General features: G+C 54.6%; 14 protein-coding genes. 7 read left to right on the top strand and 7 right to left on the bottom strand.

Annotation, left to right across the window (positions count from 1 at the left end; all coding sequences use genetic code 11):
• The first annotated feature begins 54 nt into the window (after positions 1–54).
• The gene (locus J7413_RS04720; RefSeq protein ID WP_209096814.1) at positions 55–777 is read left to right on the top strand and encodes a hypothetical protein; all 723 of its coding nucleotides are present in this window, start codon (positions 55–57) and stop codon (positions 775–777) included.
• Here the strand turns inward: J7413_RS04720 and smpB are convergent.
• Positions 765–1,244 (bottom strand): SsrA-binding protein SmpB, encoded by a 480-nt coding sequence (gene smpB / locus J7413_RS04715; RefSeq protein ID WP_209097322.1) that lies wholly within the window; start codon positions 1,242–1,244, stop codon positions 765–767. The genes J7413_RS04720 and smpB overlap by 13 nt on opposite strands.
• 184 nt (positions 1,245–1,428) lie before the next feature.
• On the opposite strand from smpB, the gene J7413_RS04710 reads away from it, so the two are divergent.
• From J7413_RS04710 to J7413_RS04700, 3 genes are all read left to right on the top strand, one after another.
• Complete coding sequence (locus J7413_RS04710; RefSeq protein ID WP_209096813.1) at positions 1,429–2,616, top strand: aminotransferase class I/II-fold pyridoxal phosphate-dependent enzyme; 1,188 nt, start codon at positions 1,429–1,431, stop codon at positions 2,614–2,616.
• A gap of 11 nt (positions 2,617–2,627) precedes the next feature.
• Positions 2,628–5,549 carry a DNA translocase FtsK gene (locus tag J7413_RS04705; protein WP_209096812.1) on the top strand — a complete coding sequence of 974 codons (2,922 nt, stop codon included), beginning with the start codon at positions 2,628–2,630 and terminating at the stop codon, positions 5,547–5,549.
• 79 nt (positions 5,550–5,628) lie between these two features.
• The gene (locus tag J7413_RS04700; protein WP_209096811.1) at positions 5,629–6,225 is read left to right on the top strand and encodes an outer membrane lipoprotein carrier protein LolA; all 597 of its coding nucleotides are present in this window, start codon (positions 5,629–5,631) and stop codon (positions 6,223–6,225) included.
• A gap of 15 nt (positions 6,226–6,240) precedes the next feature.
• On the opposite strand, the gene J7413_RS04695 is transcribed toward J7413_RS04700, so the two are convergent.
• Positions 6,241–6,465, bottom strand: coding sequence for a DUF465 domain-containing protein (locus J7413_RS04695; protein ID WP_209096810.1), 225 nt, complete (start codon positions 6,463–6,465; stop codon positions 6,241–6,243).
• Between the two features lie 199 nt (positions 6,466–6,664).
• On the opposite strand from J7413_RS04695, the gene J7413_RS04690 reads away from it, so the two are divergent.
• A complete protein-coding gene (locus J7413_RS04690; RefSeq protein WP_209096809.1) occupies positions 6,665–7,078 on the top strand; it encodes an Hsp20 family protein in 414 nt (137 codons plus the stop codon).
• A 4-nt stretch (positions 7,079–7,082) separates the two neighbouring features.
• Positions 7,083–7,307, top strand: a complete 225-nt coding sequence (locus J7413_RS04685) for a DUF1150 family protein (protein ID WP_209096808.1) — start codon at positions 7,083–7,085, stop codon at positions 7,305–7,307.
• Between the two features lie 52 nt (positions 7,308–7,359).
• Here the strand turns inward: J7413_RS04685 and J7413_RS04680 are convergent, their stop codons facing one another.
• The 3 genes from J7413_RS04680 to J7413_RS04670 all read right to left on the bottom strand — a co-directional run bounded on the left by J7413_RS04680 (position 7,360) and on the right by J7413_RS04670 (position 9,485).
• Positions 7,360–7,668: a hypothetical protein gene (locus J7413_RS04680; protein ID WP_348538723.1), complete on the bottom strand. Its 309-nt coding sequence runs from the start codon at positions 7,666–7,668 to the stop codon at positions 7,360–7,362.
• A gap of 136 nt (positions 7,669–7,804) precedes the next feature.
• Positions 7,805–9,121, bottom strand: coding sequence for an ammonium transporter (locus tag J7413_RS04675; protein WP_209096806.1), 1,317 nt, complete (start codon positions 9,119–9,121; stop codon positions 7,805–7,807).
• Positions 9,122–9,146: 25 nt separating this feature from the next.
• The gene (locus J7413_RS04670) at positions 9,147–9,485 is read right to left on the bottom strand and encodes a P-II family nitrogen regulator (protein ID WP_209096805.1); all 339 of its coding nucleotides are present in this window, start codon (positions 9,483–9,485) and stop codon (positions 9,147–9,149) included.
• Between the two features lie 257 nt (positions 9,486–9,742).
• Between J7413_RS04670 and J7413_RS04665 the strand changes: the two genes are divergently transcribed.
• Entirely contained in the window at positions 9,743–11,905 is a 2,163-nt protein-coding gene (locus J7413_RS04665) for a transglycosylase domain-containing protein (protein WP_209096804.1), read from the top strand.
• 119 nt (positions 11,906–12,024) lie between these two features.
• Here J7413_RS04665 and J7413_RS04660 read toward each other — a convergent pair whose 3' ends face one another.
• Positions 12,025–12,633 (bottom strand): ABC transporter substrate-binding protein, encoded by a 609-nt coding sequence (locus J7413_RS04660; protein WP_209096803.1) that lies wholly within the window; start codon positions 12,631–12,633, stop codon positions 12,025–12,027.
• Positions 12,620–13,399 carry a VacJ family lipoprotein gene (locus J7413_RS04655; protein WP_348538722.1) on the bottom strand — a complete coding sequence of 260 codons (780 nt, stop codon included), beginning with the start codon at positions 13,397–13,399 and terminating at the stop codon, positions 12,620–12,622. Before J7413_RS04655 ends, J7413_RS04660 begins: the two co-directional genes overlap by 14 nt.
• Positions 13,400–13,512: the final 113 nt, after the last annotated feature.

The raw sequence follows: 13,512 nt of genomic DNA, 5'->3' as shown, positions 1-13,512 counted from the left end.
CGTATCTGTCCTCGGTTTATCTTGAAACAAAAGTCAGCTTGGGAGCGTTGCAAAATGGCGGGTACTGTTCTGGTGATCGGTAGTGGTCCGAACGCCCCAGTGGCGAAGGATTGGGACGCCAAGCTGTTTGACCACATTGTTGTGATCAACAATGCATGGCGGGTTCGCCCCGACTGGAGCCATGTGATTTACCCTGAGGATTTCCCCGAAGATCGGCATCCGCCGGTAATGACATCTGGGCAGTCTGTGATCCGCTATACAGAGTATGTGCCGCAAAACAATGCTTTTGGGGGCGTTCTGTTCGCTGGCGGTACAATGGCATTTACGGCTGGGTATTGGGCGCTTGGCGCACTGCAGCCTGACGTTTTGGCGTTCATTGGCTGTGACATGGTCTATCCAAAACAGGGGCACACCCATTTTTATGGAACAGGGGCGGCGGACCCTCTGCGCGATGATGTGTCTTTGCAAAATCTGGAAGGAAAATCCGCGCGCCTAGCCCTGCTGGCGGCGCAAGTAGGCTGTGCCTGTGTGAACCTGTCATCAGCGGAGAGCCGATTGGTATTTCCACGGGCAGACGTCAAGGATCTGGGAGAGACACGCGTGAACATTGCAGCGGCACAATCCGATGTCGAGGCGCTGCGAGATGCCGAAACAGCCCTTGGGTACAGCGCGCCTAGTGGGCGGTATTGGGAAATTCTAGATCAGATCGATCCCAAAGAGCTTGCCGCAATAGACAGGCGTTGGCTGGAGCTCTTCAGGCGGACTCAATCGCCGTGACGCAGCAGGCGTTGTTTCTGCCGGCCCCAGTCACGTTTTGCTTCTGTTGCCCGTTTGTCGTGGTTTTTCTTACCTTTGGCGATGCCGATCTTCATTTTCACAAAGCCTTTGTGATTGAAGTACATCACCATTGGAACCAAGGTCATACCTTTGCGCTGGGTCGCGCTCCACAGGTCAGAAAGCTGTTTCTTGCTGACCAGAAGCTTGCGCTTGCGCCGCTCTAGGTGTGGGAACATAGCGCGTTCATACGGTGCGATATAGGAGTTCACCAACCACAGTTCGCCATCTTCCACCGCAGCATAGCTTTCTGCGATGTTGCCGGATTTTTTACGCAGGGATTTCACCTCAGATCCTGACAAGACAATGCCAACCTCGATGTCATCATCGATGGCGTAGTCAAAACGTGCCCGCCGATTCTCGGCGATCACCTTGTAGTTCGGATCAGAGTTCTTTTGCTTTTTGGCCATAACACGCGTGGCATAGCGCGGCTTTGTGGCAGTGTCCATCCTGTCGGACACGTGGGTCTAAGCGCGGGGTTGCGCGAAGGTCACAAGGGGGAATGTCTCCGGCATTTTAGTGGACGCACCGTCAGGCTTTGGCTAGTTTGGGCCCAAACGGGGCGCAATGATCCCGAACTTGAGGCAGTTGAATATGATTTTCCCCGAGCGGTTTTCGAACCTTCCGGCTTATGCATTCCCGCGTCTGCGTGCGCTATTGGACCATCTCGAGCCAGGTGGCCCCGTGGTTCATATGACGATTGGCGAACCCAAACACGCGTTCCCAGATTGGGTCACCGATGAAATTGTTGCACATTCTGCGACGTTCAATCGCTATCCGCCAAATGAAGGCGCACCAGAGCTACTTGCCGCGATCGCCGAGTGGATTGAGCGTCGTTACGAGGTGAGAGTGGATGCCGAAACTCAGGTGATGGCGTTGAATGGGACGCGTGAAGGGCTTTACAACGCTGCAATGGCGCTTTGCCCGGAAACCAAAAACGGTGCACAGCCTCTAATCTTGACGCCAAATCCGTTTTACCAAGTGTATGCCGTCGCCGCACAAGCTGTTGGTGCAGAAGCCTTGTTTGTGCCTGCGACAGAAGAGAGTGGGCACCTGCCTGATTTCTCGAAGTTGTCGGAAGCTCAGCTTGAGCGCGTGGCCATTGCCTACATCTGTTCCCCCGCGAACCCGCAAGGCGCCGTTGCTGACCGCGCCTATTGGAAACACCTGATTGGCCTGGCCGAAAAGTACGATTTCAAGATCTTTGCAGATGAATGCTATTCCGAAATCTACCGCAACGCAGCGCCAACTGGTGCGCTTCAGGTCGCCACAGAAATGGGTGCGGATCCTGACCGGGCTTTGATTTTCCATTCGTTGAGCAAGCGCAGCAACCTTGCTGGGCTGCGCTCCGGGTTTGTTGCCGGAGGCGCTGAGAGCATTCGCAGGATCAAACAGTTGCGTTCCTACTCTGGAGCGCCGCTGCCGCTACCTCTGCAAATGGCGTCGATCAAAGTCTGGCAGGATGAAGCGCATGTGATCGAAAATCGTCGTCTTTACAGCGAAAAGTTCGACCTTGCTGATAAAATTTTCGCAGACATCGAAGGCTATCAAAGCCCAGATGCAGGCTTTTTTCTGTGGTTGCCCGTCGACGATGGGGAAGAGGCTGCAATAAAACTCTGGACAGAAACCGGGGTACGTGTGTTGCCGGGAGCATATCTCAGTCGCGATGTTGACGGGCTAAATCCGGGTAAAGGGTATATCAGAGCTGCGTTGGTGGCTCCAAAGTCTGAAGTGGCAGAGGCGCTGACGAAGCTGCGCAGCTGCATCTACGGACAAGCGTAAAGAGGTGGAGTATGGCATATCAGGCAAGAGGACGCGGACCTTTGTTGGATAGCAACACTCAGGCGGCGGTTGAAAAGCGCGGTAAGGAACTGATTGGGATCGTTTTGTTGGGACTGGCGGTGATGTCAGCTGCGATGATCCTGTCTTACTCTCCCTCAGATCCAAGTTGGTTGTCTGTTACGGACGCCCCTGTTCAAAACATGCTTGGCCGCATGGGTGCTTCTGTTGCGGCACCGTTGTTCATCATTGTGGGCTGGGGAAGTCTGGGGCTGTCTTTGATCTTTGGCGCATGGGGTGTGCGTTTTGCATTGCACATTGGCGAAGAACGGGTGCAAAGCCGCGCTATCTTTGCACCCATCATGCTTGCGCTGGGCGCAATCTATGCTTCGACTCTGACGCCAGGGAGCAATTGGATCCATGCCTTCGGGCTTGGTGGTTTGTTTGGCGACACGGTCATGGGTGCTCTTCTGACAATTTTGCCGATCGGAGCGCAGGCTGGCGTCAAATTCATGTCACTTTTGACTGGGCTCGCATTTGTTTTTGTCGGTGGGTTTGTGCTGGGTTTCACACGATCAGAACTCAACCGGCTGGCGCGCGCTCTGGTGGTTGGTCTGGTGCTTGCCTACGATGCGTTCATGCGCTTGCTCGGGCGCAGCGCAACGGGTGCTGTACAGGCCGCCAAAGCTGCGCAAGAGCGTCGGAACGAACGCCGCGAGCTGGCCGCACAGTCTGACGCATTTGCCGCAGAACCGGATTGGCAGGACGCTGTTCTCGATGACACTGAAGCCTTCAATGAAGAGCTTGTGGCAGAAAAGCCAAAGCCTCGCCTGCGTTTGCCGACATTGATCAAGCGGGCGGAACCAGCGCATGAAGAGATGCCAGAACCGGAGTTGGTCGAGAACCTTTTCGCTGAGGATTTCGATGAGCGTCCGGAAGAGGCGCGGATTAGTGCAAAAATCGCTGATGTTATGCGCTCTCGTGCGCGACGCGGTGCGCCTGTTGCGCCGCCTGAATTGCACAAAGACAAGCCATTGACCAAGGGACGCGGTTGCGGGCCTGATCCTTTGGTTCTGGATGTCGAACAGCCGACCTTTGTTGCACCACCGGAGCCAGAAGTGGCGGTGGCAATTGCCGGTTTGCGTGCGGAGCCTCCACTGTCCAGCGGTCAGCCTATTGCGCCGCAGCCAGAACCGGCACTTGATGTGGTGGCCGAAGAATTGGATGACCCTGCCCTATCTGAGTTCGAAATCGAGCCAGAACCGGAGATGCCGCCCCAGCCGGCTGCTGCGCCAATCGCCCCAATTCCGGTCGCGGAACCGAAGAAAGTTGTGCAACCACGACAGAACAAAGTGATGCATCCTTCCAGCCGTGCACAGGCTGAGGCGCAGCCGTCCTTGGCGTTTGAAGAGCAGCATTCGCAATACGAGTTGCCACCGCTTGGACTGTTGGAGAACCCGTTGGACATCAAGCGCCATCATTTGAGTGATGAAGCGCTCGAAGAAAATGCGCGGATGTTGGAAACAGTGTTGGATGACTACGGCGTCAAAGGTGAGATCGTCAGTGTGCGGCCTGGTCCGGTTGTGACGATGTATGAGCTTGAGCCTGCGCCGGGCTTGAAAGCGAGCCGTGTGATTGGTTTGGCTGATGATATCGCGCGCTCGATGTCTGCGTTGTCGGCGCGTGTTTCAACAGTTCCCGGCCGCAGTGTGATCGGCATCGAACTGCCTAATGAGAACCGCGAGAAGGTGGTGTTGCGAGAGATCCTTGCAGCGCGTGATTTTGGCGACAGCAACATGAAGCTGCCACTTGCGCTGGGCAAAGACATTGGTGGGGATCCTGTCGTCGCCAATCTTGCAAAGATGCCGCACTTGTTGATCGCAGGGACCACAGGTTCCGGGAAATCGGTGGCAATCAATACGATGATCTTATCGTTGCTTTACCGTCTGACACCGGAAGATTGTCGATTGATCATGATCGACCCAAAGATGCTCGAACTATCCGTCTATGATGGCATCCCGCATTTGCTCTCCCCTGTTGTGACCGATCCTAAAAAGGCGGTGGTGGCGCTTAAGTGGGTCGTGGGCGAGATGGAAGATCGCTACCGCAAGATGTCAAAAATGGGCGTGCGCAATATTGATGGCTACAACAGCCGTGTAAGCGATGCACTTTCCAAAGATGAGACATTCAGCCGGACGGTCCAAACTGGATTTGACGATGAGACCGGCGAACCCGTGTTTGAAACCGAAGAAATAGTGCCGGAGAAAATGCCCTATATCGTGGTCATCGTCGATGAGATGGCTGACCTGATGATGGTGGCGGGCAAGGAGATTGAGGCCTGTATTCAACGTCTGGCACAGATGGCGCGTGCCTCAGGTATTCACCTGATCATGGCCACGCAGCGCCCATCGGTGGATGTGATTACTGGCACGATCAAAGCGAACTTCCCGACACGGATTTCATTCCAGGTGACGTCAAAAGTCGACAGCCGCACGATCCTTGGTGAAATGGGTGCTGAGCAGCTTTTGGGCATGGGGGACATGCTCTATATGGCGGGCGGTGCAAAGATCACCCGGTGTCACGGCCCGTTTGTCAGTGACGAAGAAGTCGAGGAGATCGTGAACCACCTCAAGAGCTTTGGCCCACCTGATTACATTGGCGGCGTCGTTGAAGGCCCCGATGAGGGAAAAGCGGATGATATTGACGCGGTTCTTGGGCTGAACACAGGCGGGAACACAAATGGCGAAGATGCGCTTTATGATTCTGCAGTGGCGATTGTGATCCAAGATCGCAAGTGTTCCACCTCTTACATTCAGAGAAAGCTGGCGATTGGTTACAACAAAGCCGCGCGTCTTGTTGAACAGATGGAAGAAGAGGGGCTGGTGAGCCCGGCCAATCATGTTGGCAAGCGCGAGATACTGATCCCGGAGCAATGACAAATCGGTTGGGTGCAGGCGAAACTGCGCTCAACCTCTGCGCATCGTTGGCGCGCGCCCCTATATTGGATGCATGACAATGCTTAAATACACACTTGCAGCGCTGATAACAGCGGCCTCTGCTATTCCCGCATATGCAGAAAAGCTTTCGCTCAATGCGCTGAGCGCCTACTTAAACAACCTAAAAACCGCTGAGGCGGCTTTTGTGCAAACATCCGATGATGGGTCCGTTCAAAAGGGCCGTTTGTTCATTCAGCGCCCCGGCAAAATGCGCTTTGAATACGCGCCGCCGCAAAAAGCTCTGGTTTTGGCCAGCAACAACGCAGTGGCCATTTTTGACGATCGTGCCAGTGGTCCGCCGGAGACCTATCCGCTGCGTCGCACGCCTTTGTCTCTGATTTTGGCGCGTAACGTAAACTTGGCGGCAGCAAACATGGTTGTTGGCCATGGTTTTGATGGCACCCACACCATCGTGACAGCGCAGGATCCAAAGAACCCTGAATATGGCCAAATTCAGTTGAAGTTCTCCGACGCACCCGTGGCTTTGACAGAATGGGTGATCCTTGATGCTGGTGGCGGTGAAACAACTGTGCGCTTGGATGAGGTGGTCACCGGCATGAGCTTTCCGCGCACCCTGTTTGACATTGAAACCGAGCGAGGCAAGCGGAAGCGTTAAATGTGCGATGCGCCCTTAGGCGATAATGTCAGGGGTTAGCCTGTCTTCTATGCGGGCGATCATATCTTTGAGGCGCAGTTTCTGTTTCTTGAAGCGTTGAATGGTCAACTGATCCCCCGTGCCGCGGTCTACGAGGGCATTGATTGCCTCATCAAGATCGCGGTGCTCCTGCTTGAAAACCTCCAGTTCCACGCGCAGAACATCATCTGTTTTCATGGACAAATCGGTTGTCGCATTCATTGGGTCGTCCTCGATCTGGTTCGGAGCCTCACAATAGCTTCTTTGTGAACGGCTGAAAAGTATGCCTGCTGTGCGGAATTAATGACAGTTGAACAGGTTCGTGACTTGCGAGTGGGCAGGTGCTGCCCCATATTTGGGTGGTAGTCGGTTGCCAGTATGGGATCGACATGCAGACGGTCGCTTTGAAAAGGACGTGTCAATGACCAAACTAACTTTGGGGTCATATCCCCATCTTCTGGGCTTTGAGCAGCTCGAGCGCCTCTTGGAGAGGACAACAAAGTCTGGTGGAGAGGGCTATCCGCCCTTCAACATTGAGCAGACTTCCGACTATTCTTATCGCATTACGCTTGCTGTCGCAGGTTTCCGTGAACAAGATCTCAGTATTACGGTTGAGGATCGCCAGCTTGTCGTGCGTGGGCGACAGGCTGAAGACAGCGGTGAGCGTATCTTCCTACACCGCGGGATCGCCGCGCGTCAGTTCCAGCGCAGCTTTGTGCTCGCGGATGGCGTGGAAGTGGGGGAGGCCGTTATGGAAAATGGTTTGCTGCATGTGGATCTGACACAGGCCCGCCCTGAGACGATTGTGCAAACTATCCAGATCAAGAAAGGATAACGATATGCAGGCAGAATTTGACAGCGCGTCGATGGATGACCGCATTGTGTACGTTCGAGAAGTACTGGTCGCGGAATTGCCTGAAGAAGTGCAAGAGCAAGCCGAGGGCGCTGAAACGCTCTTTGCAGTCCACACCACCGACGGCGAACGGCTGGCACTGGTGAAAGAACGCAATCTGGCGTTTATTCTGGCGCGCCAGCACAACTATTCACCAGTCACTGTGCATTGAAGCCACTAGAATGAAGCAATCCTGGCGCGCCCTTGGGCGCGCTTTTTGTGTTTTATGGCAGCTCAAACGCGACAGCGGTTTTTGACCATCCGTCAATGTTGTCTTTGCTGCGCAGATAAATGGTCGTGATTTCCGGGGGGATCCAGACGTTTGCGAGACTGCGGGTGAAGGGCTGCTCATTGACGTGAGGATGCGCCAATATTCGTGTCCCGAGCACCTGACCGTCTTCGGTTTCAATGCGCCAGCCGTCTGCATAATGATCCCATCCGGTATCAGGATGCGCGATGGTCACATCAAACCGCCAGCCGTTTGCACCGGATGCTGCTGTGACATTCGTAATTTCAGGGGGATCAGCGAACACTGATGTCGGCAAAACTAGAGTCATAAAGAGAATAAAATATCGCATGAGTTTTGCCTAGCACAACGCAAGCGTGTTGTCTTGCAAATGAAAAAGCCCGAGCACTTGCCCGGGCTTCACGTTTTCGTTTGTTGAGCGTTTAGCCCTTGGAGAAGTCAGGGTAGGCTTCCATGCCCAGTTCAGACATGTCGAGACCGTTGATTTCATCTTCTTCGCTGACGCGGATGCCCATGACAGCCTTCAGGATGACCCACAAGATCAGGGAGGCCACGAATGTGAAGACACCGTAGGCCACGATACCCGTCAGCTGAGCGCCGAGGCTTGCGGATCCGGAGAAGACCACTGCGATGGTGCCCCAGATGCCCGCAAACAGGTGGACAGGGATCGCGCCAACAACGTCGTCGATTTTGAATTTGTCCAGCAGTGGCACTGTGAGAACAACGATCACACCACCCACAGCACCGATCAGCAGAGAGCCTGCCAGAGAAGGTGCGAGAGGCTCGGCGGTGATGGACACGAGGCCCGCCAGTGCGCCGTTCAAGATCATGGTCAGGTCCGGCTTTTTGTACAGGATCTGTGTCAGGATCAGTGCGGCAACAGCACCGGCAGCAGCAGCCATATTGGTGTTGGCAAAGATGCGCGATACGTCGGTGACATCACCCACGGTGCCCATCGCCAGCTGGGAGCCGCCGTTAAAGCCGAACCAGCCGAGCCATAGGATGAATGTGCCCAGAGTAGCCAGGGCAAGGTTTGAGCCCGGCATAGGAACCGTGCGGCCGTCTTTGTATTTACCGATACGTGGGCCAAGGACGATGGCACCGGCGAGAGCAGCCCAGCCGCCCACGGAGTGCACGATGGTGGAGCCTGCGAAGTCGGAGAAGCCGAGTTCAGACAACCAGCCACCGCCCCACTGCCAGGAGCCAGAGATTGGGTACAGAATGCCTGTCAGAACGACAACAAAAGCAAGGAAGGGCCACAGCTTGATGCGTTCTGCCAGCGCACCGGACACGATGGACGCGGTTGCCGCAACAAACATCAGCTGGAAGAAGAAGTCCGAACCAACGGACGCATAGTCAAGCGCCGCATCAGCCGCGTCGAGGCCGACAGGTTCCAGAGAGGTTGGGACAAAGTTGAATGCGAAGTAGCCGTTAAAGTCGCCGGGATACATCAGGTTGAAACCAACCAGCCAATACATGATGGCGGCGATCGAAAAGAGCGCCATGTTTTTGGTCAGCTGCATGGTCACGTTCTTGGAGCGTACTAGGCCCGCTTCAAGCATCGCAAAACCGGCTGCCATCCAGAAAACAAGGAAGCCCCCCACCAAGAACAGCAAAGTGGTCATGATGTATGGGCCAATTTCGTCAAAGCCCGGAGCCGCAGCGGCTTCCTGAGCAAAGCTCAGAGTCGGAAGCGCTGTCAGCGCACCGGTCAGAGCAATTTTCGTCAGAGTTTTCATGGGTGTATTCCTTCCTTGCGACGCCTTAGAGGGCATCTGCATCCGTTTCGCCTGTGCGCACGCGGATTGCTTGCTGCACGTCCAATACAAAGATTTTCCCGTCGCCAATTTTGCCGGTTTGGGCGGTCTTGGTGATGGTTTCGACAACTTGGTCGGCCATGTTGGCGGCAACCACGAGTTCGAGTTTGACTTTCGGCACAAAGTTCACGGCGTATTCCGCACCGCGATAAATTTCAGTGTGTCCGGATTGGGAGCCGAAGCCCTTGATCTCAGTGACCATCATGCCGCGTACGCCGATTTCGGTCAGCGCTTCGCGAACCTCCTCAAGCTTGAACGGTTTGATCGTTGCGATAATCAGTTTCACCTTGTTCCCCTTTTGGCGATGCGGGGGGAGCCCCGCTTATTTTGCATTTGCAGAAAAACGCAGCGGAGCGCCGAAAACGAAGGCTGAAGGCACGTCAATTGGTCAAATTGGAAGGGTGGAGGCTAAAAAATAGGCATAATGCCACGAACGCACAAAAAATGCGCTTAATGATAACTGAATCGGGACCCACTTCGGCCTTACAAGTGGTCACCAACGCGGTAAAATGAGCGAAAAGCGAACTGAGCAGTTGGGTTCTTATGAGTGATTCAAGACGAAAGAAGCCGCCATTGGTGGCAGAGAAACGCTACGGCCGTGTTGCCAAGACACCTGTTCGCAAAGCTGCAAAAGCAAAACCAAAGCCGGGTGCGTCTAAACGAAAACCGACCCGGAAGAGAAAGCCATCGCGCAAGCAGAACCCTATAGTGGCATTTTTCCGTCGCGTCGTTGGGTGGATCTTAAGTTTGGTCTGGTCGCTTATTTGGCGCACTTCCTTTGTGAGTGCTCTCATGGTGTCTCTTGCCGTCGGATATGTTTACCTGACGCTGCCTGAAGTGGATGATTTGTTGGATGGGCGCGCGCGTGGTTCGGTGACGCTGCTTGATCGTGACGACAAGGTCTTTGCCTGGCGCGGAGATCAGTTTGGCGGCGTTGTTACGGCGGACACGGTATCCAAGCATCTCAAAAACGCTGTTGTGGCCACTGAAGACAAGCGGTTCTATCGCCACTTCGGTGTTAGCCCGCGCGGGGTTGCGAGTGCTGTTCGCATCAACCTGAGAGAGGGCCGTGGGCCTTTGTCTGGGCACGGTGGTTCTACGCTGACACAGCAGACCGCCAAATTGCTTTGTCTCGGCGTCGCCTATAATCCTGCCGATTGGGACAGCGAGGCCGCCTACGTGCAAGACTGTCGCCGTGGGTCGCTGGGGCGAAAAGTCAAAGAAGCGATTTATGCCATGGCGATGGAGGTGAAATACACAAAGAACGAGATCCTCTCAGTGTATCTCAATCGAGCCTATATGGGAGGTGGGGCTTACGGCGCAGAAGCGGCCTCACAGCGTTATTTTGGAAAACCTGCGGCCAATCTGACGCCTGCTGAGGGTGCTATGCTGGCGGGGCTTCTGACAGCACCATCTTCGCTGGCGCCGACGGCCAATCTACAGCGCTCCCAAGATCGATCCGCCACCATCTTGCGGCTCATGAATGAGCAAGGCTACCTCTCCGATAAAGACACCGCATTTTATCAGTCGAACCCTGCGACACTATCTGAAGCGGCCAAAGCTAAAGCCGGAGGGTATTTCGCGGATTGGGTTATGGCGTCTGGTCCGGAGTTCTTTACACGCAATACGACCGAAGACGTGATTTTGAAGACGACGCTCGACCCAAGAATACAGGACGCCGCAGAAGTCGGGTTGAAGTGGGTTTTCGAAAACAAAGTACGTGAAGGGTCTAAGGCGCAGGCCGCGATTGTGGTGATGTCCGCAGATGGTGCCGTGCGCGCTATGGTAGGTGGCCGCCAAACACAGGTTTCGGGTGCGTTCAATCGGGCGACACAAGCCAAGCGGCAAACGGGCAGTGCTTTCAAGCCGTTTGTTTACGCCACGGCTCTCGAGCGGGGCGGCCACTACGACGATACAGTCGTCGATGAGCCCTATTGCCAGAACATCCCGGGTTCCGGCCAATGGTGCCCAAAAAACTATACGGGCAAATATTACGGCGATGTCTCGCTTACTTTTGCTCTGCAGAACTCGTTGAATATTCCAGCCGTGAAGGTCTCTGAGAAAGCGGGGCGGGAAAACGTGCGAACCGTGGCAAGCATGTTTGGGATTGAAAGCGATCTTGCGTCTGGGCCTGCTCTGGCATTGGGCGCCTCTGAAAGCAGCCTGCTGGAAATGACGGGTGCTTACGCGGGTATTTTGAACGGTGGCTCGTCTGTAACGCCATATGGGTTGGTGGAACTGAGGCTCTTAGGCGATGATAACGCCCTTATGGGATCGGGCGGTGGCATAGGAGAACGGGTGATTTCTGACGCTGCAGCGCGCGAACTCATTTGGATGATGGAGAAAGTTGTAAGCGAAGGTACCGGCGCGCGTGCGCAGCTTCCGGGTTGGCAGGTCGCGGGTAAAACGGGAACAACACAAGCAGCACGCGACGCTTGGTTCATTGGGTTCACCAACGAATATGTTGCAGGTGTTTGGATGGGCTATGACGACAATACCCCGCTGACAGGAGTTACTGGCGGAGGTTTGCCAGCCGAGATATGGCGTGAGGCGATGGCCCGCATCCATGAGGGGATCACACCCACGCCGTTGCCGGCATTTGTGCCAAAGCCCAAGGCAGTCCCTAACCCCGGCCCGCGCCAAAATCGTACGGGCATTGAGGGCGTTGTGAATGGTATCTTGAGGGATATTTTTGGCGGCAATTGACGTAAGGGCAGGGCCGTCGATGTTGCCATTTTTTGGTTTTTGTCAGCCCAACCTACAGGGCTGACAATGAAAGTTGGCTACCAATAGTGCCACCTGGATGAACAAACGTGCGTGCGGTGTTAGCCAGCTCGGCTTAGATCCTGCGCCAGTTGGTCGATGTTGCCGTTGCGGCGATCAAGCATCGCGCCAATTTCAGCTTTCTCCGAAAGTCGTAAGCTGATGCCTTCGATAATCATGTCAAAAAACCGGTTTTGACCTGACTTATCGGAGACAAGAAAATTCACTTCAAACGGAGCCTGGCCGCGCAGAGTGACGCGTGTTTTCACTTCATAGAAACTTTTGACAGCGCGGCCACCGATCACGTCGACTTTGCCGCCCTCAAATTCCTTGAAGCGCTTTCCGTATTTGCGCGCAATGTAGCCCTGAAATGCCTTGGTGTAGTTGCGAAGTTGGCTCTTGCTTGCCGTGCGCGCATCTGGTCCCAAAGCCGATCGTGCCAGAATGTTCACGTCCGCATATTTCGCAAAGATCCGTTCGAAGTCTTTGATCATCGCGTTTACGGGCTTCCCAGACGAAATCACCTTGTTGATGTCTGCCACCGCTTTCTCAATCAGAGCAGTGGCCTGCGCCTCATTTACGGCGAGGGCAGATGTGCTGAATGCGCCTGCGAAGACGGATGCGCCTGCAAGTGAAACAAACGCGCGACGGGAAAGCTTAGAAATCGGCATACGGATCCTCATACGGGTCGAAGTCTGGGTCGACATATGTGCTTCCATCTTTGTTTCCAAGTTCGAAGCGGCGGTTCTGTAGATAAAGAATACGTGCTTGCGCATAGCTGTCTGCGCTGTCGTAAAGAATGGAGTCGATCGTTTCGTCATAGTCGTAGCGATTGCCCATCACATTTACAACATACGCGCCGGCGCCGATGTAACGTGTGGGCTCTCTCGTCACTACGAAGAAAGGATCGAGAATAATATCAACGAGTAAGCCATAGGCGTCACGGGTTGTTGATGGCCCAAAGAATGGCAGCTCTGTGTACGCACCTTCGCCGGTGCCCCAGACGTGCAAGGTTTCACCGAAGTCCGTATCATGGCGTTCCATGCCGCCTGCGCTGGCAACGTCGATAAATCCAAAGAGCCCAAACAGAGTGTTCACGGCAAAGCGCGCGACATTGTTGCTGGCATTGCCCACTTCACCTTGAAGGGAGTTGTTGATGAAGTCGTTCGGCAGAGAGAGGTGATCCGCAAAGTTAGAAAAACCTCGGCGCAGCCCTTTGGGAACAATCGTGCCATAACCAGTCGAAGCTGGTGACAGCAGCACTTTGTCGACCGATTTGTTGAAGCTGTGCATGCGCCGATTGGCGGCTTCGTTGGGGTCATGAATGGCCGATGGAGGCTGGCTGGAGGTGCTTGCGCAAGCGCTCACCAACAGTGCCAGAGCGACACAAAGAAGTTTGCGCTGTTTTTTAAGAAGGAATTGTGGCAGGAGGATCACGTGTATTTTCTCTTCTATTTACCGACAATGGCACATTTACATTAAGATATAGTCCACGCGTCAGACATACCATGCCTCATCAACGGATCGACGGTATGAATTGTCGCGTGCAG

This window comes from Shimia sp. R10_1 (genome assembly GCF_017744095.1).
GTDB lineage: Bacteria > Pseudomonadota > Alphaproteobacteria > Rhodobacterales > Rhodobacteraceae > Shimia.
Note: the sequence above shows the minus strand (reverse complement) of the source record. Positions and strands in the feature narration are given on the sequence as shown.